Origin of the sequence: Pseudomonas sp. PS01303 (genome assembly GCF_029959385.1) — a bacterium.
GTDB classification, from domain to species: Bacteria; Pseudomonadota; Gammaproteobacteria; order Pseudomonadales; family Pseudomonadaceae; genus Aquipseudomonas; species Aquipseudomonas rustica.
In genome coordinates, this window is the sequence record NZ_JASCPK010000033.1 from 18,461 (window position 1) to 38,438 (window position 19,978).

Annotated in this window: 20 protein-coding genes; 8 read left to right on the forward strand and 12 right to left on the reverse strand. The window is 59.5% G+C overall.

What is annotated here, in order from left to right:
• Positions 1 to 441: 441 nt before the first annotated feature.
• A complete protein-coding gene (locus tag QMX93_RS12320; RefSeq protein ID WP_008079144.1) occupies positions 442 to 630 on the forward strand; it encodes a hypothetical protein in 189 nt (62 codons plus the stop codon).
• Positions 631 to 696: 66 nt separating this feature from the next.
• On the opposite strand, the gene QMX93_RS12325 is transcribed toward QMX93_RS12320, so the two are convergent.
• The 8 genes from QMX93_RS12325 to QMX93_RS12360 all read right to left on the reverse strand — a co-directional run bounded on the left by QMX93_RS12325 (position 697) and on the right by QMX93_RS12360 (position 10,381).
• A complete protein-coding gene (locus QMX93_RS12325) occupies positions 697 to 1,644 on the reverse strand; it encodes a hypothetical protein (RefSeq protein WP_282356188.1) in 948 nt (315 codons plus the stop codon).
• Between the two features lie 231 nt (positions 1,645 to 1,875).
• Positions 1,876 to 2,418: a DUF2058 domain-containing protein gene (locus QMX93_RS12330; protein ID WP_053122756.1), complete on the reverse strand. Its 543-nt coding sequence runs from the start codon at positions 2,416 to 2,418 to the stop codon at positions 1,876 to 1,878.
• A gap of 26 nt (positions 2,419 to 2,444) precedes the next feature.
• A complete protein-coding gene (mazG, locus tag QMX93_RS12335; protein WP_282356193.1) occupies positions 2,445 to 3,278 on the reverse strand; it encodes a nucleoside triphosphate pyrophosphohydrolase in 834 nt (277 codons plus the stop codon).
• Positions 3,279 to 3,425: 147 nt separating this feature from the next.
• Positions 3,426 to 5,669: a GTP diphosphokinase gene (gene relA, locus QMX93_RS12340; RefSeq protein ID WP_053122760.1), complete on the reverse strand. Its 2,244-nt coding sequence runs from the start codon at positions 5,667 to 5,669 to the stop codon at positions 3,426 to 3,428.
• A gap of 101 nt (positions 5,670 to 5,770) precedes the next feature.
• Positions 5,771 to 7,147 carry a 23S rRNA (uracil(1939)-C(5))-methyltransferase RlmD gene (gene rlmD / locus QMX93_RS12345; protein WP_282356195.1) on the reverse strand — a complete coding sequence of 459 codons (1,377 nt, stop codon included), beginning with the start codon at positions 7,145 to 7,147 and terminating at the stop codon, positions 5,771 to 5,773.
• Positions 7,147 to 8,049, reverse strand: a complete 903-nt coding sequence (gene cysM, locus QMX93_RS12350; RefSeq protein WP_053122764.1) for a cysteine synthase CysM — start codon at positions 8,047 to 8,049, stop codon at positions 7,147 to 7,149. The genes rlmD and cysM overlap by 1 nt, the downstream gene beginning before the upstream one ends.
• A 198-nt stretch (positions 8,050 to 8,247) precedes the next feature.
• Complete coding sequence (locus QMX93_RS12355) at positions 8,248 to 9,672, reverse strand: sensor histidine kinase (RefSeq protein ID WP_282356198.1); 1,425 nt, start codon at positions 9,670 to 9,672, stop codon at positions 8,248 to 8,250.
• Positions 9,659 to 10,381 carry a response regulator transcription factor gene (locus QMX93_RS12360; protein WP_282356200.1) on the reverse strand — a complete coding sequence of 241 codons (723 nt, stop codon included), beginning with the start codon at positions 10,379 to 10,381 and terminating at the stop codon, positions 9,659 to 9,661. The genes QMX93_RS12355 and QMX93_RS12360 overlap by 14 nt, the downstream gene beginning before the upstream one ends.
• A gap of 219 nt (positions 10,382 to 10,600) precedes the next feature.
• Between QMX93_RS12360 and QMX93_RS12365 the strand changes: the two genes are divergently transcribed.
• Both QMX93_RS12365 and QMX93_RS12370 read left to right on the forward strand, forming a co-directional pair.
• The gene (locus tag QMX93_RS12365) at positions 10,601 to 13,354 is read left to right on the forward strand and encodes a response regulator (RefSeq protein WP_053123306.1); all 2,754 of its coding nucleotides are present in this window, start codon (positions 10,601 to 10,603) and stop codon (positions 13,352 to 13,354) included.
• Positions 13,355 to 13,436: 82 nt separating this feature from the next.
• Positions 13,437 to 14,426, forward strand: coding sequence for a 2-hydroxyacid dehydrogenase (locus QMX93_RS12370; protein WP_282356202.1), 990 nt, complete (start codon positions 13,437 to 13,439; stop codon positions 14,424 to 14,426).
• A gap of 3 nt (positions 14,427 to 14,429) precedes the next feature.
• Here QMX93_RS12370 and QMX93_RS12375 read toward each other — a convergent pair whose 3' ends face one another.
• Entirely contained in the window at positions 14,430 to 14,885 is a 456-nt protein-coding gene (locus QMX93_RS12375) for a hypothetical protein (protein WP_282356204.1), read from the reverse strand.
• A 133-nt stretch (positions 14,886 to 15,018) separates the two neighbouring features.
• Here QMX93_RS12375 and QMX93_RS12380 point away from each other — a divergent pair, with 133 nt between their 5' ends.
• On the forward strand, positions 15,019 to 15,453 hold the full coding sequence (locus QMX93_RS12380; protein WP_038367468.1) for a hypothetical protein: 435 nt from the start codon (positions 15,019 to 15,021) through the stop codon (positions 15,451 to 15,453).
• Positions 15,453 to 15,857 (forward strand): META domain-containing protein, encoded by a 405-nt coding sequence (locus tag QMX93_RS12385; protein ID WP_053122774.1) that lies wholly within the window; start codon positions 15,453 to 15,455, stop codon positions 15,855 to 15,857. The genes QMX93_RS12380 and QMX93_RS12385 overlap by 1 nt, the downstream gene beginning before the upstream one ends.
• Positions 15,858 to 15,995: 138 nt before the next feature.
• Here the strand turns inward: QMX93_RS12385 and QMX93_RS12390 are convergent, their stop codons facing one another.
• On the reverse strand, positions 15,996 to 16,463 hold the full coding sequence (locus tag QMX93_RS12390) for a TlpA disulfide reductase family protein (protein ID WP_159814989.1): 468 nt from the start codon (positions 16,461 to 16,463) through the stop codon (positions 15,996 to 15,998).
• A gap of 113 nt (positions 16,464 to 16,576) precedes the next feature.
• Here QMX93_RS12390 and arsC point away from each other — a divergent pair, with 113 nt between their 5' ends.
• The 3 genes from arsC to QMX93_RS12405 are packed head-to-tail and all read left to right on the forward strand — an operon-like array spanning position 16,577 to position 17,951.
• Entirely contained in the window at positions 16,577 to 16,930 is a 354-nt protein-coding gene (gene arsC, locus QMX93_RS12395; RefSeq protein WP_053122778.1) for an arsenate reductase (glutaredoxin), read from the forward strand.
• The gene (wrbA, locus tag QMX93_RS12400; RefSeq protein ID WP_282356216.1) at positions 16,927 to 17,523 is read left to right on the forward strand and encodes an NAD(P)H:quinone oxidoreductase; all 597 of its coding nucleotides are present in this window, start codon (positions 16,927 to 16,929) and stop codon (positions 17,521 to 17,523) included. Before arsC ends, wrbA begins: the two co-directional genes overlap by 4 nt.
• Positions 17,524 to 17,525: 2 nt before the next feature.
• Entirely contained in the window at positions 17,526 to 17,951 is a 426-nt protein-coding gene (locus QMX93_RS12405; protein WP_282356218.1) for a DUF2069 domain-containing protein, read from the forward strand.
• A gap of 87 nt (positions 17,952 to 18,038) precedes the next feature.
• Here the strand turns inward: QMX93_RS12405 and QMX93_RS12410 are convergent, their stop codons facing one another.
• Both QMX93_RS12410 and ttcA read right to left on the reverse strand, forming a co-directional pair.
• Positions 18,039 to 18,713 (reverse strand): DNA-3-methyladenine glycosylase I, encoded by a 675-nt coding sequence (locus QMX93_RS12410; RefSeq protein WP_212543822.1) that lies wholly within the window; start codon positions 18,711 to 18,713, stop codon positions 18,039 to 18,041.
• 167 nt (positions 18,714 to 18,880) lie between these two features.
• The gene (gene ttcA / locus QMX93_RS12415) at positions 18,881 to 19,705 is read right to left on the reverse strand and encodes a tRNA 2-thiocytidine(32) synthetase TtcA (RefSeq protein ID WP_038367448.1); all 825 of its coding nucleotides are present in this window, start codon (positions 19,703 to 19,705) and stop codon (positions 18,881 to 18,883) included.
• Positions 19,706 to 19,978: the final 273 nt, after the last annotated feature.

Here is a 19,978-nt window from a genome sequence, read left to right on the forward strand (position 1 = left end):
GAGCCACACCTGAAAACGCCCCGACTGGTTCGGGGCGTTTTTTTTCGTCTGAAGAAAACACCTGGCCCAACACAAATCCCCTATCTGATCGTTCCCACGCTCTGCGTGGGAATGCTGCCCGTGACGCTCCGCGTCACTGGACGCAGAGCGTCCCAAGAGGCATTCCCACGCGGAGCGTGGGAACGATCAATTCCTGACCCACCGCATTCGCGAGCAAGCCCGCTCCCACAGGGGAGTTTTAGTGCTTCTGGAAATGAAACTTCTGTCATGAAACTTTGCCCCCTGCGACCGAATGTCGCGGTTTACGGGGGCTGCAGCACTGTTGCAAAAACCGCAACAACACATTGCACAAATCAGCCGTTTACTTAGCAAGCTAACAAAACATATAAAAGAGTCCTGCACACGCCTTGCTGCAGATAAACCAGAGATTGGAGCTAGCAGATGACTGTAAAAGTAACTGAACGCGACGATTCACACATGTCCCATGAAGGCGTAGCCGCGGGTATACGGATCTGGGATGTGCATCAACAAGACTTGCTGGTCGGCATGTTCCACAACGAGATCGATGCCCACAACTATAAGGCCGAACTGGAAGTGCAAGAACAGCAACGGGATCTACGATCCGCCTGACTCACCACTCTTCAGAGTTGCAGCCTGCCCCTTTCGGGGTGGCAGGCTGCAACAACATCAGAACCTTCACACCACGCGAATCACATTCAAATAAAGGTTGTCGTCGATCTCCTCCGAAGCTATTTCATCGACGATCAGCCCCTCCTCGAGTCTGACCACCTCACATGCACCACCGCCCATGCCGTCATTCCTGATCGAGTATTGCACGGCAGTCGGGTGCTGCTTGTCGTAGTCAAACGACATGCCACAGGCAATCAGAAAGTCGATTTTCACTTCAGGGATTTCAACTTCCTTATCCCGCTCACCTTCCTTCAGCACGGCATAATCAAGGCACACGTTAATGCCGAACGGGCAGCCCGGCACAAGACTATTGATAAACAGCCCCTGGTAACCGCCGAAGTAACTGTGCTCAGCGCTGACGTCGCTGTAGTCCTTGATCTTGATGACAAACTCGTCAAACAGCCTGAAGAACCAGAAGCCGTCTTGATTACCGACATTCCGACCAAAGTCGATACCGGAAACATGTCGCTTTGGCCACATCGACATCAACGGGATATCTGCTTCATATTCTTTATTGGTAATCGTCAGCAAGTAATTAATGACTTCGTAATAACTCGCATCACCCTCCCCCACTTTTACCAAGGTCGCACAACTGCCCGCCAACAGGACAATCTTGCCGTACCGTTCAACTGGCAGATCTTTCATTAACGACGAAATATACGCAGGTACTTTTTCCAGGTAAGCGGTGGTCAATTCATGCAGCTCGTCCTCGCTGTCGACCTCACGCCAAGGGATGTTCCAGAAGAATTCAGGCAAGGTGAAGAACAGGCACTCCGAGCCGTCATGGTCTGCTGCAGCGGCCTTGGCAGCGATCCTGATTTTGCGGCGCACAAACTCGACCCGGGCATCCAGTTCGCTGACCACGTAATCGGTAATTGATTGGCCAGGCGCCCGCAACTGAGAAAACTGCGGATTAAAAGTGGGTTGGCGCAACGAAGCAATGCTTAATAACATCAGCAATATCCTTATTCATTCAAGTTAATTCCATTTATTCCCCCCACACAAAAACACCTATATAAAAGTGCAACGCGCTATTTATGAGCAGCGCAAAACCCTCACACTTCAAACACGATAATTTCTGCCAAAAGAAAACCCGCCGATCGTATCGATACGAATCGGCGGGTTCAATATATAAACACTTTCAAAGTACTAGCAAAGATGTAAGCCGCTAGAACATTAAAACCATTACCACATCAGATCATCAGGGATCTGATACGCCGCGTACGGATCGTCCTCGGTGCTGACTTCTTCGGTCTGCACGTTGAGTTGCACGATGCGCTGCGGATCGCGCTCCTGAATCTTCAAGGCCGCTTCACGCGGAATCACTTCGTAGCCGCCGGCATGGTGGACGATCGCCAGCGAACCGCTGCTGAGCTTGTTGCGCATCAGCGTGTTGACCGAAATGCGTTTGACCTTCTTGTCGTCGACGAAGTTGTAGTAGTCCTCGGTGGTCAGCTTCGGCAGACGCGAGACTTCAATCAGTTGCTTGACCTGAGCAGCACGCGCCTTGGCTTCAACTTTCTCCTGCTGTTGGCGGTTCAGCTCCTGGTCGCGCTTGACCTTCTCGGCCTTGGCTTCCTGAGCGGCGCGCTGTTGCGAGTCATCCAGTTCGATCTGGCCTTTGTGCGCCAGACGCTGCTGCTTCTGCTTGTCTTTGCCGACCTGCTTGGCCTGCTTTTGGTTGACCAGGCCTGCTTTGAGCAACTGGTCGCGAAGGGAAATACTCATTAATGCTTACTCACTTGGGCAGTTGCTCAGCCGCAGCTGGGCGCATTCTTTTCCTGACGTTTGGCTTCGCCCCACAGGGCGTCCAACTCTTCGAGGGTGCAATCTTCTATGGGACGGTGGGTGTCGCGCAATGCCTGTTCGATAAAACGGAAGCGTCTTTCGAATTTGCTGTTGGCGCCACGCAGCGAAGTTTCCGGGTCGACCTTCAGATGCCGGGCCAGATTGACCACGGAAAACAGCAAGTCGCCGATCTCGTCCGCCATGGCGACAGGATCGTTTTGCGACATGGCTTCAAGGACTTCATCGAGCTCTTCGCGCACCTTGTCGAGTACCGGCAAAGCCTCCGGCCAGTCGAAACCGACCTGCCCTGCTCGCTTTTGCAGCTTGGCTGAACGCGACAAGGCTGGCAGCGTGGCCGGCACGTCGTCGAGCAGCGACAGTTGCTCGGGCGCAGCGGAATGCTCGGCACGTTCTTCGGCCTTGATCTCTTCCCAGCGCTGCTTGACCTGTTCTTCGCTCAAGCGCGGAACGTCCAGCGGCGCGTACAGATCGCCCGTTGGGAACACATGCGGATGACGACGGATGAGTTTGCGAGTGATGCTGTCGATCACCCCGGCAAATTCGAAGCGCCCTTCTTCCTTGGCCAACTGGCTGTAATAGACGACCTGGAACAGCAGATCGCCGAGCTCGCCCTGCAGATGATCGAAGTCGCCACGCTCAATGGCGTCGGCCACTTCGTAGGCTTCTTCAAGGGTGTGCGGAACGATGGTCGCGTAGGTTTGCTTGATGTCCCACGGGCAACCGAACTGCGGATCGCGCAGGCGGCTCATCAGATGGAGCAGGTCTTCAAGGCTGTACATACAAACTCTCACTAAACCTTTCTGCGATCTTGATCGTTCCCACGCTCTGCGTGGGAATGCAGCCCGTGACGCTCCGCGTCACTGGACGCAGAGCGTCCCTTGAGGCATTCCCACGCGGAGCGTGGGAACGATCAATCGAAGCCATCTTCACGGGGTACGGTTACGCCGCGTTTCGATGATGTTCGGCAACTGGGATATACGCCCCAGCAACCGCCCCAGCGCATCCAGACCCGGGATCTCGATGGTCAGGGACATCAACGCGGTGTTGTCCTCTTTGTTCGAGCGGGTGTTGACCGCCAGCACGTTGATGCGCTCGTTGAGCAGCACCTGCGAAACGTCACGCAGCAGACCGGAGCGGTCGTAAGCACGGATGATGATGTCCACCGGATAGGTGAGCACCGGCACCGGGCCCCAGCTGACTTGAATGATCCGCTCTGGCTCGCGCCCCGACAGTTGCAGCACCGAGGCGCAGTCCTGACGGTGAATGCTCACACCACGGCCCTGTGTGATGTAGCCGACAATCGCGTCGCCCGGCAGCGGTTGGCAGCAGCCGGCCATCTGCGTCATCAAGTTACCGACGCCCTGAATCTGAATGTCGCCGCGCTTGCCCGGTTTGTAACCGGTGGCTTTGCGCGGTATCAGTTCCAGCTGTTCATTACCACGCTCTGGCTCGACCAGTTGTTGCGCGAGGTTGACCAGTTGCGCCAGACGCAAGTCGCCGGCACCAAGGGCGGCGAACATGTCTTCAGCGGTTTTCATGTTGGCCTTGTCGGCCAGCTTGTCGAAGTCCACCGCCGGCAGACCGAGGCGCGCCAGTTCGCGTTCGATCAGGGTTTTACCGGCGGCGACGTTCTGATCACGCGCCTGCAATTTAAACCAGTGAACAATCTTCGCCCGCGCCCGCGAGGTGGTGACGTAACCGAGGTTCGAGTTCAGCCAGTCGCGGCTCGGCGTGCCGTGCTTGCTGGTGATGATCTCGACCTGTTCACCGGTCTGCAGGCTGTAGTTGAGCGGGACGATGCGCCCGTTGATCTTCGCGCCACGGCAGTTGTGACCGATCTCGGTGTGCACGCGGTAAGCGAAGTCCAGCGGCGTCGCGCCTTTCGGCAAGTCGATGGCGTGACCGTCGGGGGTGAAGATGTACACCCGATCCGGTTCGATATCGACGCGCAACTGTTCGGCCAGACCACCGATGTCGCCCAGCTCTTCGTGCCACTCGAGCACCTGACGCAGCCAGGAGATTTTCTCTTCGTAGTGATTCGAACCGGATTTGACGTCGGTGCCTTTGTAGCGCCAGTGCGCGCAGACGCCGAGTTCGGCCTCTTCGTGCATCGAGTGCGTACGAATCTGCACCTCAAGCACTTTACCCTCAGGGCCGATCACCGCCGTGTGCAGCGAGCGGTAGCCGTTCTCTTTCGGGTTGGCGATGTAGTCGTCGAATTCTTTCGGGATGTGCCGCCACAAGGTGTGGACGATGCCGAGCGCGGTGTAGCAGTCGCGCATCTCCGGCACCAGCACACGCACCGCACGCACGTCGTAGATCTGGCTGAATTCCAGCCCCTTGCGCTGCATTTTGCGCCAGATCGAATAGATGTGTTTGGCCCGGCCGCTGATGTCGGCGTCAACGCCGGTGGCCTGCAATTCGTCCTTGAGCTGGGTCATCACGTCGGCGATGAAACGCTCGCGATCAAGCCGTCGCTCGTGGAGCAACTTGGCGATCTGTTTGTATTGATCGGGCTCGAGGTAACGGAAGGACAAGTCCTCCAGTTCCCATTTGATATGACCGATGCCGAGGCGGTGCGCGAGCGGCGCATAGATGTCGAACACTTCGCGGGCGACACGGTTACGCTTTTCATCGTCGGCGGTTTTCACCGCACGAATCGCGCAGGTACGTTCGGCGAGTTTGATCAGCGCGACGCGCACGTCGTCGACCATCGCGACGAGCATTTTGCGCAGGTTTTCCACCTGCCCTTGCGTGCCCATCACCATCGACTGACGCGGGCTGAGGCTGGCGCTGATCGCAGCCATGCGCTGCACGCCGTCGATCAGTTTGGCCACCACCGGGCCGAAGCGCTGGCTGATGGCCGCGAGTTCGATCTGGCCTTCGCGCACGCCGCGATACAGCACCGCAGCGACCAGCGAATCCTGATCGAGTTTGAGGTCGGCGAGAATCTCGGCGATCTCAAGTCCCGTGCTGAAACTGCCGGAGCCTTCGGCCCACAGATTCTTCTTGGCATTGGACTGTTGTTCGGCCTCGCGAGCGAACTCGCAGGCTTCTTTCAAGGCTTCGCGATCCAGTGCCAGATCGACACTGACCGCGTGATCGAGCCAAGCCTCGAGATTGATACTGCCGTCAGTGTTGATCGGCTGGTGTGCTCTCACCTGTACCATCTTGCTTTACCTTCCCTACGCCGCAGATTCAATGCGTCAAATCGCTGACCTCTACTGCCCGTTTGCGCTCGCGGGGCTGATGCGAGCGCTGCGCGGACAGGTCAGGCGGATTCAGACGAGCCATCCTGGCTCGCTTCAAATAACGCCATGGCCTCGACATGTGCCGTCTGAGGAAACATATCGAGAATCCCGGCACGTTTTAACCGGTAGCCCTGCTTGATCAATTCGACCGTGTCGCGCGCCAGCGTTGCCGGGTTGCACGACACATACACCAACCGCTTCGCGCCCAGGGTCGCCAGCTTGCGTACCACCTCGAAAGCACCGTCACGCGGTGGATCCAAGAGTACCGCAGAAAAACCGTTTCCGATCCACTGAGCATGGCTCAAAGGCTGGGATAAATCGGCTTGAAAAAACTTTGTGTTATGCAAATTGTTACTAGCAGCGTTGGCTGCGGCGCGATCAACCATGGTCTGCACGCCTTCGACCGCCACCACTTCACGCACGGATTTGGCCAGCGGCAAGGCAAAGTTGCCGAGGCCGCAGAACAGATCCAGCACGCGCTCATCGCTGCCTGGCTTCAACCAGTCCAGCGCCTGCGCGACCATCGCTTCGTTGACGCCAGCGTTGACCTGAATAAAGTCGCCCGGCCGGTAAGCCAGGTTCAAATCCCACTGCTCCAGGCGATAGCCCAGCGACTGCGTGGCATCGACCGGCTGTGGCTCGCCTTCGCCATGCAGCCACAGTTGCGCTTCATGGAATTGGCAGAAGTCCTTGAGGATGCTCAGATCCGCCTCGGACAACGGCGCCATGTGCCGCAGCAATACCGCCAGCGACGAGCCGCTGAACAACTCGACGTGACCCAACGCTTGCGGCTTGCTCAAGCGACGGAGCATCTCCGGCAAACGGGTCATGATCGGTTGCAAGGGCTGTACCAGCACCGGGCATTCGCTGATCGCGACGATGTCCTGACTGCCAGCCGCGCGGAAACCCACTTCGAGTTTCTTCGCTTTCATGTCCCAGCGCACCGCGATCCGGGCACGACGGCGATAGCCGAATTCCGGGCCGGTCAGCGGCGCTGCCCACTCTTCAGGTTCGACACCGGCAACGCGCGACAATTGCTCGGCGAGCATGCGCTGTTTCAGGGCAAGTTGTTCGCTGTGGGGCAAATGCTGAACGCTGCAACCGCCACAACGACCGGCATGCTGACACGGCGCCGGGCGACGCAGTTCGCTGGCGGTGAATACGCGCTCGGTACGCGCCTCGACCACTTTACCGTGGGCGCCGAGCACCCGCGCTTCGACCTCTTCACCGGCAAGGGCGCCGAGGACGAACCAGGTTTTGCCTTCGAAAAACGCGATACCGCGACCGTCATTGGCCAGGCGCTCGATGCTCAAGCGCTGCTTCTTGCCGGTCGGAATTTGCGCAGCCTTGCTGCCGCCAGTGGGCTGAAAGCGCAGGCCTCTCTCGTGCTTGGCCATCAGTTGGGCGCGTCGAAAATGCCGGTCGACAGGTAACGGTCGCCACGGTCGCAGATGATCGCGACGATCACCGCGTTTTCAACTTCTTTGGACAGGCGCAGCATCGCTGCCACCGCACCGCCCGAGGACACGCCGCAGAAGATGCCTTCTTCACGGGCCAGACGCCGGGTGACGTCCTCGGCTTCGCTTTGCGCCATGTCGACGATGCGATCAACACGGTCAGCCTGATAAATCTTCGGCAAGTATTCCTGCGGCCAGCGGCGAATGCCGGGAATGGCCGAGCCTTCCATCGGCTGCAAACCGACGATCTGCACGTTATCGCTCTGCTCTTTCAAGTAGCGCGACACGCCCATGATGGTGCCGGTGGTGCCCATCGAACTGACGAAATGGGTGATGGTGCCCTGGGTCTGACGCCAGATTTCCGGGCCGGTGGTGGTGTAGTGCGCTTCAGGATTGTCGCCATTGGCGAACTGATCGAGCACCTTGCCACGGCCTTCGGCTTCCATACGCTGCGCGAGGTCGCGCGCGCCTTCCATGCCTTCTTCCTGACTGACCAGAATCAGCTCGGCACCGTAAGCGGTCATCGCCGCTTTGCGCTCGGCGCTGGAATTGTCCGGCATGATCAGGATCATCTTGTAACCCTTGATCGCGGCGGCCATGGCCAGCGCAATGCCGGTGTTACCCGAAGTCGCTTCAATCAGCGTATCGCCGGCGTGGATCTGCCCACGCAACTCGGCGCGAGTGATCATCGACAACGCCGGACGGTCCTTGACCGAACCCGCCGGGTTATTCCCTTCGAGCTTGAGCAATAGGGTGTTGCTGGTGGCACCGGGCAGGCGCTGCAAACGCACCAGCGGAGTGTTGCCGACGCAATCGGCGATGGTTGGGTACTGCAAGGTCATGGCGTATTCGCAATCCAGACGTGCGGGGGCGCCTATCATACCGGCAAACCCGCGCAGGCCATATCACGCAAAGTGCGGTGCTTATGGTTTATGGGAATAAGCAGCATTTGTCTCACCACTGGTGAGAGTTTTAAGGTGAATACTGAATCGAAGGGCCTCATCGCGAGCAGGCTCACTCCTACAGGGGATCGATGCTGTTCAGACGATCTGCGGTGAACGCAAATCCAATGTAGGAGTGAGCCTGCTCGCGATGGCGTCAGTCGGCGCAACACAATCATCCGCCATCAAGCGCAAATTCAGCCGCAACCCCGCCCCGCTATTCTCCGCCCAAATAAACCCGCCCTGACGCTGCACCGCATTGCGCGCAATGCTCAGCCCCAAACCAAACCCACCGTCGCCGGGCCGCGAGCCATCCAGTCGGGTAAACGGCAGAAAGATTCGCTGCAGATCCGCGTCAGCGACGCCTCCGCCCTGATCCTCCAGCCACAAATGCCAGTAATCACCATCACGCCGTCCATCGAGCCGGACGATCCCGCCTTCCGGCGAATGCCGAATGGCGTTGCGCAGAATGTTTTCCAGCGCTTGCGCCAAGGTATTCAGATTGCCGCGCACCCAGCACGATGCCTCGACCGAACACTGCAATTGCAGGCTCGGCCAGCCGCTTTCGTAACAGGCGTTGTCGGTAAGCATTTCCCACAGCGCCTGAATCTGGATCGCCTCGTCCGGCAGTGGCGTGCGGTCGGTGTCGAGCCAGGCCAGTTGCAAGGTGTCTTCGACCAGCCGTTGCATGCCGTCGACTTCACGCCCGATGCGCTCGCGCAATTGCGGCAGACCTTGCTCACTTTCGCTGGCCACGCGCAGGCGGCTCAGCGGCGTGCGCAATTCGTGGGACAGGTCGCGGAGCAATTGCTGTTGCAGGGCGACGGTGGATTGCAGGCGTTCGGACATCGAGTCAAACGCCCTTGCCAGTTCGCCGAGCTCATCCGGGCGCTGGGTAATCCCGCTCGACAACCGCACATTCAATTGATCAGCACGCCAGGCGTTGGCCTGTTCGCGCAAATTATTCAGCGGCACCACCAGCAAGCGATACAACCCGACACACAACAGCAAAGTGAACAGTCCCGGAATCACGCCGTTGGTGATCACCCGCCAGAACACCCGATATTTGCCCGGCAGAAAACGCTCGGGCAATTCGATCACCAGACTGCCGGCGGCCGGGTCTTTGGGAAATGGAATGCGCAGCCACGGCCGCCCCTGTTTGTGAATCGGCCAGTCGAGGCCGCGCAAAAAGGTCAGGTGCTGGGTTTCCTGATCGTTCAGCGGGTCGTTGCTCAGCGACTGCAAATTGCCGCCGATCACGCCGACCCAACTGGCCTCGCGCAATTCCATGCTCTGTAACCAGTCATCAATACCGCTGCGACCAGCGCGCTGCCAGGCACGTTCAGCCTCCCCGGCGTACCGCGCCAGCGTGCCGCGCGCCTCGTCGGAGAGAAACTGATTGCGCTCCTCCATGTAGCGGCCCCACGACCAGCTCAGCCAGATCATTAGCAGACAGAAGGCGACCAGCAAGCAGGCAAGTTTCCAGAACAGCGAATGGCGGCCCGGCAGTTCAGACAGTTTCATCGGCACCGCTCAGTACATAACCCTTGCCCCACACCGTGCGCACTTCCCGCTCGGTGTAACCGATGGCTTTGAGTTTGCGGCGGATCTGGCTGATGTGCATGTCGAGGCTGCGATCGTGGGCCGCGTAGCCGCGTTGCAAAACGTGCTGATAAAGGAAGGCCTTGCTCAGCACTTCTTCATCATTGCGGTTGAGGGTTTCCAGCAGACGGAATTCGCTGCGGGTCAGCCCGGCAGGTTGATCGCGGAAAAACACGTCGCACTGTTGATCGTCAAAATGCAGCGCGCTGATCGTCGCGGCAGGCGCACTCGCCGCCGGACGCCGATCCAGCGCGACCCGGCGCAGGATCGCTTCGATGCGCACGTGCAGCTCGGCCATGCTGAACGGTTTGGGCAGATAATCATCCGCGCCCAGGCGAAAACCGCTGATGCGATCGGCCTCGGCACCCAGGGCAGACATCAGCAGCACCGGCGTCGAATGGCTCTGGCGCAATTGCGTCAGCACGTTCAAACCGTCCATACCCGGCAGCAGAATATCCATCAGCACCACGTCGAACGGCTGGCGCTTGGCAATGTTCAAGCCCTCCTGACCGTTCTGGCACCAGGTCACCTGAAAGCCGCTGCGGCCCAGATGTTCGTGAACATAGGCGCCGAGCACCGGATCGTCCTCGATGGAAAGTATGCGTGGCTGGCCAACGGAAACAGGAGTCATGAGTATCTGCAAGTCATTCTCAGTTGAGGGCGATTATTCAAGATTGCCGGGCATCGGGCAACTGATGGTTAGCCCTTCGGACAAACGAGCACCCACACGCTGACCGATGGCGACACCATTTTTCCGGAGATTGCCCGCGAGCAAATCGCTACACTGCGCCAATGTCGCGTGCCGGATGCACGCATGAGTCAACAGATCAGCGGGATGCAGGAGATAGGCGTGCTCAAGAAACTGGGAATCAAAGGTCGCGTGTTGTTGCTGACCTTGTTGCCGACCAGCCTGATGGCGCTGGTGCTGGGTGGCTATTTCACCTGGATGCAGCAGTCCGACTTGCAGAGCCAATTGATGCAGCGCGGCGAAATGATCGCCGAACAGCTGGCCCCGCTGGTCGCGCCCGCCATGGGTCACGGCAACAATGAGTTGCTGGAGCGCATCGCCACGCAATCCCTTGAACAACCCGACGTGCGCGCGGTGACCTTCCTTGCGCCGGATCGCTCGCCGCTGGCCCACGCCGGCCCGACCATGCTCAATCAAGCGCCGAGCGGTGACAGCGCGCAACTGCAACGACGCAGCGGCAATGACGCGACGCGTTACCTGATGCCGGTGTTCGGCAAGCATCGCAACCTCGCCGGCGAATTGATCCCGGCAGAGTCCGATCGCTTATTGGGCTGGGTTGAACTGGAACTCTCGCACAACGGCATGCTGCTGCGCGGTTATCGCAGTCTGTTTGCCAGCCTTCTATTAATAGTCGCCGGTCTGGCCGGTGCCGCGCTGCTCGCGTTGCGCATGGGCCGCACCATCAACCGTCCGCTGGGCCAGATTAAACAGGCCGTCGCGCAACTCAAGGACGGTCATCTGGAAACCCGTCTGCCGCCGCTCGGCAGTCAGGAACTGGATGAACTCGCTTCCGGCATCAATCGCATGGCCGGCACCCTGCAGAACGCCCGCGAAGAGTTGCAGCACAGCGTCGATCAGGCCACCGAAGACGTGCGCCAGAATCTGGAAACCATCGAGATCCAGAACATCGAACTGGATCTGGCGCGCAAAGAAGCGCTGGAGGCGAGCCGGATCAAATCCGAGTTCCTCGCCAACATGAGCCACGAGATCCGCACGCCACTCAACGGCATTCTCGGCTTCACGCATCTGTTGCAGAAAAGCGAACTGACCCCGCGTCAGCTCGACTACCTGGGCACCATCGAAAAATCCGCCGACAGCTTGCTGGGGATCATCAACGAGATCCTCGACTTCTCGAAAATCGAGGCCGGTAAACTGGTGCTCGACCATATTCCATTCAACCTGCGCGACCTGTTGCAGGACACCCTGACCATCCTCGCCCCGGCCGCGCACGCCAAGCAATTGGAGCTGGTCAGTCTGGTGTATCGCGACACGCCGCTGTCGCTGGTCGGCGATCCGCTGCGCCTCAAGCAGATCCTCACCAATCTGGTCAGCAACGCGATCAAGTTCACCCGCGAAGGCACCATCGTCGCCCGCGCCATGCTCGAAGAAGAGCACGAAGACAGCGTGCAACTGCGCATCAGCATTCAGGACACCGGCATCGGCCTGTCGAATCAGGACGTGCGCGCACTGTTTCAGGCGTTCAGCCAGGCCGACAATTCGTTGTCGCGCCAGCCCGGCGGCACCGGGTTGGGGCTGGTGATTTCCAAACGCTTGATCGAGCAGATGGGCGGCGAAATCGGCGTCGACAGCACGCCGGGCGAAGGTTCGGAATTCTGGATCAGCCTGAGCCTGCCAAAAACCCGCGACGACGCCGAAGACCTGCCCGCCGCGCCGCTGCTCGGGCGCCGCGTGGCGGTGCTGGAAAATCACGAACTGGCGCGTCAGGCCTTGCAGCATCAACTGGAAGATTGCGGCCTCGACGTCACACCGTTCAATACCCTCGAAACCTTGACCAATGGCGTCACCGGCGCGCACCAGACGGATCAGGCGATTGATCTGGCGGTGATCGGCATCACCAGCAATGACATGCTGCCGGAGCGTTTGAACCAGCACATCTGGGATCTCGAACACCTCGGCTGCAAAGTGCTGGTGCTGTGCCCGACCACCGAACAGACGCTGTTCCATCTGTCGGTGCCCAACCCGCACAGCCAGTTGCAGGCGAAACCGGCCTGCACGCGTAAGTTGCGCCGGGCACTGTCCGATCTGGTCAATCCGCGTCAGATGCGCAGCGAACCGGGCGAACCGTTGTCGAGTCGTGCGCCGCGTGTGCTGTGCGTCGACGACAACCCGGCAAACCTGTTGTTGGTGCAGACCTTGCTCGAAGACATGGGCGCCAAAGTCCTCGCGGTCGAGAGTGGTTACGCCGCTGTCAAAGCCGTGCAAACGGAATCCTTCGATCTGGTGCTGATGGACGTGCAGATGCCCGGCATGGACGGTCGCCAGAGCACCGAAACCATTCGCCAGTGGGAAAGCGAGCGGCATTGCACGCCGCTGCCAATCGTCGCCCTCACCGCCCACGCGATGGCCAACGAAAAACGCGCGCTGCTGCAAAGCGGCATGGACGATTACCTGACCAAACCGATCAGCGAGCGGCAACTGGCGCAGGTGGTGTTGAAGTGGACCGGTCTGGCGTTGCGCAATCAGGCGCCGGATCGACTCAGCGACAGCGCTGCACTCAACCATGAATTGCCAGTGCTCGATCACGACGAAGGTTTGCGTCTGGCCGCCGGCAAAGCCGATCTGGCGGCGGACATGCTGGCGATGCTGCTGGCCTCGCTTGAAGCCGACCGCGAAGCGATTCGCACGGCCCGCGACAGCCACGATCAAAACGCTTTGCTCGAGCGCGTGCATCGCCTGCACGGCGCCACCCGTTACTGCGGCGTGCCGCAATTGCGCGCGGCCTGCCAGCGCAGCGAAACCTTGCTCAAGCAAGACGACCCCAAGGCCTCGGCAGCGCTGGATGAACTGGAACGCTCGATCAATCGCCTGGCCACCCAAGCGAAGATCAGCGCCTGACCCAGCGCAACACCGCTTACCGCTGTTGCCGCTAAAGTGCTCGCGGGTGTTTCAACCCGCGTCGATGCTCCAGGAGGATTTCATGCGCACGATCGTTTTCAGCAGTCAGACCTACGACCGCGACAGCTTCCTCGCCGCCGACTGCCCGGCGAATCTCGAACTGCATTTTCAACCGGCCCGGCTCAGCCTCGACACAGCAGCCCTCGCCGATCAGCACGAAGTGGTTTGCGCGTTTATCAATGACGATCTCAGTGCTCCAGTGCTGGAACGTCTCGCCGCTGGCGGCACACGACTGATTGCCTTGCGTTCGGCGGGTTACAACCATGTCGATCTGCCTGCCGCCAAGCGTTTAGGACTGGCGGTCGTGCGTGTCCCCGCGTATTCGCCGCATGCTGTCGCTGAACATGCGGTGGCATTGATTCTCGCCCTCAACCGTCGTCTGCACCGCGCCTACAACCGCACTCGCGAAGGCGACTTCACCCTGCACGGTCTGACTGGTTTCGATCTGGTTGGCAAAACGGTGGGCATCGTCGGCACCGGGCAGATCGGCGCGACCTTCGCGAAAATCATGCACGGTTTCGGCTGCAAGTTGCTCGCTTACGACCCGTATCCAAACCCGGACGTTGTCGCTTTGGGCGCGCGTTATCTGAGCTTGCCGGAGCTGCTCGCGCAGTCGCGAATCATCAGCCTGCACTGCCCGCTCAATGAGCAGAGCAAACACCTGATCAACCGCGAGTCACTGGCGCACATGCAGGTCGGCGCGATGCTGATCAACACCGGGCGCGGCGGATTGGTCGACACGCCAGCGCTGATCGACGCACTGAAGGACGGGCAACTCGGTTATCTGGGGCTGGATGTCTACGAAGAAGAAGCACAGCTGTTTTTCGAGGATCGTTCGGACTTGCCGTTGCAGGACGATGTGCTGGCGCGGTTGCTGACCTTTCCTAACGTGATCATCACCGCGCATCAGGCGTTTCTCACGCGCGAGGCACTGGGCGCGATCGCGGCAACCACGCTGCACAACATCGCGACCTGGGCGGCGGGTGCGCCGCAGAACCAGGTCGAGGGCTGACCGTTATTTCGGCGACAGCGACGACGCCAGAATCAGCAAGGCCAGCCAGCCGAAGCCGAACAGCCGTTGTTTCGCCGAGTGCCCGTTGCGCAGCAGGAACCAGACAAACACCATCGGCAGCAGGAAGATCATGATCTTCAGCCAGCCTTCGACCGGGCGGCTGCCATCGGCATTGATCTGCGGTGGAACCGGTTGCGCCGCTTGCTGACGACGGCGACGCCCTGCTGCGGCGGGCATCACTTTCGGTAGCGGTTCAACGGCGGGCGGGACAACGGCCTCCGGCACAGCCTTGTTGCGCGGCAGACTGCCGAAAGAAATCGTCGAAGCCTTCGTGGGGGCAGCGGCGGCCTGCGCTTGCACATGCGCCGCTTGCTCGGCCATCGGAGCCCCGCAATGAATGCACACCAAGGCTTCGGAACTGATGTTCCGCTTGCATTCATAACATTCGATCAGCGCCATGTTCCGTTCCTTCAGAGTCGAGGGCGGCAGTTTGCCATGGGTGCGGGTCGATTTGAACCGGATCGAAGGTCGCACGCGCGCATCATCCTGCAATCGAGCCCGTGCTAGCATGTCGCGCATATTTGGAGGACCCATGGTCGAACACGATTTCCGCTACACGCTGATGAACCCGCAACACACCCTCACCGAATGCCGCGCCCTCGTTCCGGGCCGCTATCAGGTCACCGGCAACGGTGGTTCGATTCGCATCGGTGACGCGCTGTTGGTCACCCTCAAAGGCAGCAAGGATTTGTCCATGCGCCTGACCGTCGAAACCGTTCGCCACCTGATCAATCCGCCGGGCCAATGGACTGCGATGACCACCGGCCCGGTGTTCGGCGAACTGGCGATCCACACTTGGCAAGTCAACTGCGACAGCTGCGCCAAAGAGCTGAGCTTTGAATTCGCCGTGGACGCCAAGCTGGGCAAAACCGCAGAGAAACCGGCCGCCACCGCGCGGATTGCCGAGCTGGGCTGGAAAGCCGTTGGCGACAAGCACCTGTGCCCGAAATGCCAGGAGCCTGCGTGATGAAACGCTTTGCCCTGACCGCGTTGGTCGGTGTTGGTCTAGTGGGTTGTGCGGCTGAGCCTGTGCAACTGCAACAAAACCGTAGTTACATTCTGGAATGGATCGGTGAACGGCCATTGATGGATTACAGCCATCTGACCGTGACCCTCGGCGAGGATGGTCGCGCTTACGGCAATGGCGGCTGCAACCATTGGTTCGCGCCGTACACGCTGGAAGGCGACAAGCTGAGCTTCGGCAAAATCGGCAAGACCCGCAAACTGTGCGCGCCGGCGTTGATGGAGCAGGAGCAACGCTTCCTCGAGGCGCTGGAGCATGTCGAGCGCTGGGACATCTCGCCAATCGAGCAGATGCGCTTCTGGCCGGCTGAAGGCAAGCCTTTGCGTTGGTGGCTGGAAGAGGGTTGATTGTTCAGCCGCAAAAAAGATCGCAGCCTTCGGCAGCTCCTACATGAGTCCGCGTACCCCCTGTAGGAGCTGCCGAAGGCTGCGATCTTTTGATCGTTCCCACACTCCGGCGTGGGAACGAGCCTGACCGGCAACAACCTATTTAGTAGCCTGCAACGCCTCCAGCTTCGCCATCACCCCCGCCGCCGTCTGCTCGCCCATCAGCTGTTCACGCACCTTGCCCTTGTTGTCGATGATGTACGTCACCGGCAGCGCTTCACTGCGCGGCACGTCGAACAACTCCGCCGGATCCTGCGCCAGTACGGTGAACTTGATACCGAGTTTTTCACTGGCCTCTTTCAGCTCCGCGCCCTGCACGTTGTCGAAGTTAACCCCGAACACGCCGACGTTCTTGCCCTTGAGCTCGTCAGCCAGATGATTGAGTTCCGGAATCTCCGTTCGGCACGGCCCGCACCATTCGGCCCAGTAGTTGAGCACAACCCATTGTTTGTCCAGACGCTCGGACGCGACTTTCTGCCCGTTCTGGTCGATGCCGTAGTCGTTGCCGCAGCCCCCCAGCATCAACGCCCCGATAATCGTCAATGCCGCTGCCAATCGCCGTGTCATGTCATGTTCCTTGTGAAAATTTAAACGCGCCTGCGACCCATCGCCTCTGACGGTTCTGGATTGCGCGCTGCACAGTTAGAATAGCCGCCACTTTACGCCAGAAGCGACCCGCCATGACCGATCTGACGCTTTATCACAATCCGCGCTGCTCGAAATCCCGCGGCGCGCTGGAACTTATCGAAGCCCGCGGCCTGAGCCCAAACGTCGTGCGTTATCTCGAAACCCCGCTGAATGCGGCGCAAATCAAGGCCCTGCTCGGCAAGCTCGGGATCAGCGCACGCCAGTTGCTGCGTACCGGGGAAGATGAATACAAAATGCTTCAACTGGCGGATGAAAGCCTCAGCGAAGCGCAATTGATCGACGCCATCGCCCAGCATCCGAAACTGATGGAGCGACCGATTCTTGAAGTCGGCGACAAAGCCGTGATCGGTCGTCCGCCGGAAAATGTGCTGGAGTTGCTGCCGTGAGCGCGCCGTACATTCTGGTGTTGTATTACAGCCGCAATGGCTCGACCAACGAGATGGCGCGGCAGATTGCTCGCGGTGTCGAGCAGGCTGGCCTCGAAGCGCGTCTGCGTACCGTGCCGGCGATCTCCACCGAGTGCGAAGCCGTTGCGCCAAGCATTCCGGACGAAGGCGCGCTCTACGCCACGCTGGATGATCTGAAAAACTGCGCCGGCCTGGCCCTCGGTAGCCCGACGCGTTTCGGCAACATGGCCGCGCCGCTGAAATACTTCCTGGATGGCACCAGCAATCTGTGGCTGACCGGTGCTCTGGTTGGCAAACCGGCCGGCGTGTTCACTTCCACCGCCAGTTTGCACGGCGGTCAGGAAACCACGCTGCTGTCGATGATGCTGCCACTGCTGCACCACGGCATGCTCATCACCGGTCTGCCGTACAGCGAATCGGCGCTGCTGGAAACTCAGGGCGGCGGCACGCCTTACGGCGCCAGCCATCATGCTGGGGCGGACGGCAAAAAGGGTCTGGATCAGCACGAAGTCGCGCTGTGCCGCGCGCTTGGCCTGCGTCTGGCCAAGACTGCGCAGAAACTGGAGGGCTGACAGTGGCGAAGAAGCCGAAAGTCCTGCCCTCGGTCGAGTGGCTTGTGCCGCGCGTGAAAGCGATGCGGGTGGTCAGTCTGCTGAGCTTTTTTGCTTTGGCCGGGTTGCTCGCTGCGTACTATTTGATCTTCGCCGACCTGCACGGCGCGCGGCCGTGGGTGATTCTGCTGGTCGAGCTGATCCCGTGGCTGGTTCTCGCCCCGGCGATGATTATGGGCAGCGCCCGTGGTCACTCGTGGATGTGTTTTGTGGTGAATCTGTATTTCATCAAAGGCGCACTGGCGGCGTATGACCCGAACCGGCAGTTGTTTGGCGTGCTGGAGATGGTCGCGAGCCTGGCGGTGTTTTGCTCCGCGCTGCTGTATGTGCGGTGGCGGTATCAGTTGAACCGCAAGTTGGCGGGTGAAGGCGAGATCAGCGTCGCCTGATGGAAAAAGATCGCAGCCTTCGGCAGCTCCTACATTTGGAATGCATTTCCCTGTAGGAGCTGCCGAAGGCTGCGATCTTTTAGCGATTCAATGGTTGACGGTGTAAGCAAGCATCATCGAAATCTGGCTCATCGGCCGTCCGCCACTCTCTTCATGCCACTGATTGAAGACATTCTGCACAATCGCCAGATCACGCTGGCTGGTCGGCACTTTGTCGACGATCTTCTGCGCATTGAGCGCCGCGACCACGTCGTAGCTCGGTACAAAAGTATCCTTGCCGACCATGCGCAAAAACCGCGGCGCTGACAGCCCGCCGAGTTGATGGCCGTGCTTTTTCAGGTACGTCCACAGGCCGACGATATCGGTCACCGGCCAGTCGGCGATCAGTGCGCCGAAACTGCCCTTGTCCTTTTCCACATCGAGAATGAACTGCGCATTGCGCGGCACGCTTTTCAGTTTGCCGAGGTGGCGGATGATCCGCGCATCCTGCATCAGGCGTTCGAGGTGTTCGGCGCTCATCAGCACGACTTTTTCCGGATCGAACTTGAAGAACACTTCCTCGAAGGATGGCCACTTGGCGTCGACCAGACTGTGCTTAAGGCCTGCACGGAACACGCGCAGGGCCATGGTCGAAAGGTAGCGGTCGTCGCTGATTTTGCGCAGTTGTGCGGGAGTCTTGGGAACGGGCAGATGGGCTTCCAGTTCAGCCGCCGAACCGAAGCGGTTCAGACAGTATTCGTGCAGCCACTTGTAATCGCGCATGCCCTCTCCTGGTGAATTGAATAAAGAAACTAATGCGGGGCCCTGTGGTGAGGGGATTTATCCCCGATGGGGAGCGCAGCAGCCCCAGACTATTCTGGGTGCGCTTCGCGCTCCAACGGGGATAAATCCCCTCGCCACAAAAAGCGCGGCCACATAAAAAATGGGGTTTACAGATTGACGACGTTAACGAAGCGCGAAGCCGCGGTTTCGTCGATCTTCAGGCTGGTGAAGTCGAACAGGTTGCGGTCGGCCAGTTGCGACGGGATGACATTCTGCAGACTGCGGAAGATGCTTTCCGTTCGACCGGGTGTCTTGCGTTCCCAGTCCAGGAGCATTTCCTTGACCACCTGACGCTGCAGGTTTTCCTGCGAACCGCAGAGGTTGCACGGGATGATCGGGAATTCTTTGAGGTCCGAATAGGCCTGAATGTCTTTTTCGTTGCAGTACGCCAGCGGACGGATCACCACGTTGCGGCCGTCGTCGGCGCGCAGCTTCGGCGGCATGGCTTTCAACGAACCGTTGAAGAACATGTTGAGGAAAAACGTCTCGACGATGTCGTCGCGGTGATGACCGAGGGCCATTTTCGTCGCGCCGATTTCGTCGGCAAAGGTGTACAGCGTGCCGCGACGCAGGCGTGAGCACAGCGAGCAGGTGGTTTTGCCTTCCGGGATCAGTTCCTTGACCACCGAGTAGGTGTCTTTCTCGACGATGTGGTATTCGACGCCCAGTTCTTTCAGATAGGCCGGCAGCACGTGCTCGGGGAAGCCCGGCTGCTTTTGATCCATGTTCACCGCGACGATCTCGAACTTGATCGGTGCAACCTTCTGCAGGTGCAGCAGCACGTCGAGCATGGTGTAACTGTCCTTGCCCCCGGACAGGCAGACCATGACCTTGTCGCCGTCTTCAATCATGTTGAAGTCAGCAACCGCTTCGCCGGCCAGGCGGCGCAGGCGCTTTTGCAGTTTGTTCTGGTTGACCGTAAGAGTGCCCATGACGCGAAATCCGTGAGGTGTGACGAAAGGCCGGCATTTTACGCAAAAACCCTGGATGCGCGAAGGGCTGTGGTCTGTCCCCATTAATCGTTTTCACTCAGAACCTGTGGCGAGGGGATTTATCCCCGATGGGTTGCGCAGCAGCCCCAAACCCTAAGAGCTCTATTCATATGGCACACCGCGGTGAATGGATTCACGGCTGCTGCGCAGCCGGTCGGGGATAAATCCCCTCGCAACAGGGTATTTCAATCATCAACTTGAGTGGATACCAAG

What these genes read in the sequence shown, in the direction of transcription:
- ttcA (WP_038367448.1), bottom strand. Translation starts at nt 19,705, where the DNA reads ATGGGCACTCTTACGGTCAACCAGAACAAACTGCAAAAGCGCCTGCGC.
- mazG (WP_282356193.1), bottom strand. Translation starts at nt 3,278, where the DNA reads ATGTACAGCCTTGAAGACCTGCTCCATCTGATGAGCCGCCTGCGCGAT.
- arsC (WP_053122778.1), top strand. Translation starts at nt 16,577, where the DNA reads ATGACCGATCTGACGCTTTATCACAATCCGCGCTGCTCGAAATCCCGC.
- QMX93_RS12370 (WP_282356202.1), top strand. Translation starts at nt 13,437, where the DNA reads ATGCGCACGATCGTTTTCAGCAGTCAGACCTACGACCGCGACAGCTTC.
- QMX93_RS12410 (WP_212543822.1), bottom strand. Translation starts at nt 18,713, where the DNA reads ATGCGCGATTACAAGTGGCTGCACGAATACTGTCTGAACCGCTTCGGT.
- rlmD (WP_282356195.1), bottom strand. Translation starts at nt 7,147, where the DNA reads ATGGCCAAGCACGAGAGAGGCCTGCGCTTTCAGCCCACTGGCGGCAGC.
- QMX93_RS12325 (WP_282356188.1), bottom strand. Translation starts at nt 1,644, where the DNA reads ATGTTATTAAGCATTGCTTCGTTGCGCCAACCCACTTTTAATCCGCAG.
- QMX93_RS12330 (WP_053122756.1), bottom strand. Translation starts at nt 2,418, where the DNA reads ATGAGTATTTCCCTTCGCGACCAGTTGCTCAAAGCAGGCCTGGTCAAC.
- cysM (WP_053122764.1), bottom strand. Translation starts at nt 8,049, where the DNA reads ATGACCTTGCAGTACCCAACCATCGCCGATTGCGTCGGCAACACTCCG.
- QMX93_RS12385 (WP_053122774.1), top strand. Translation starts at nt 15,453, where the DNA reads ATGAAACGCTTTGCCCTGACCGCGTTGGTCGGTGTTGGTCTAGTGGGT.
- QMX93_RS12360 (WP_282356200.1), bottom strand. Translation starts at nt 10,381, where the DNA reads ATGACTCCTGTTTCCGTTGGCCAGCCACGCATACTTTCCATCGAGGAC.
- QMX93_RS12375 (WP_282356204.1), bottom strand. Translation starts at nt 14,885, where the DNA reads ATGGCGCTGATCGAATGTTATGAATGCAAGCGGAACATCAGTTCCGAA.
- QMX93_RS12320 (WP_008079144.1), top strand. Translation starts at nt 442, where the DNA reads ATGACTGTAAAAGTAACTGAACGCGACGATTCACACATGTCCCATGAA.
- QMX93_RS12380 (WP_038367468.1), top strand. Translation starts at nt 15,019, where the DNA reads ATGGTCGAACACGATTTCCGCTACACGCTGATGAACCCGCAACACACC.
- relA (WP_053122760.1), bottom strand. Translation starts at nt 5,669, where the DNA reads ATGGTACAGGTGAGAGCACACCAGCCGATCAACACTGACGGCAGTATC.
- QMX93_RS12390 (WP_159814989.1), bottom strand. Translation starts at nt 16,463, where the DNA reads ATGACACGGCGATTGGCAGCGGCATTGACGATTATCGGGGCGTTGATG.
- QMX93_RS12355 (WP_282356198.1), bottom strand. Translation starts at nt 9,672, where the DNA reads ATGAAACTGTCTGAACTGCCGGGCCGCCATTCGCTGTTCTGGAAACTT.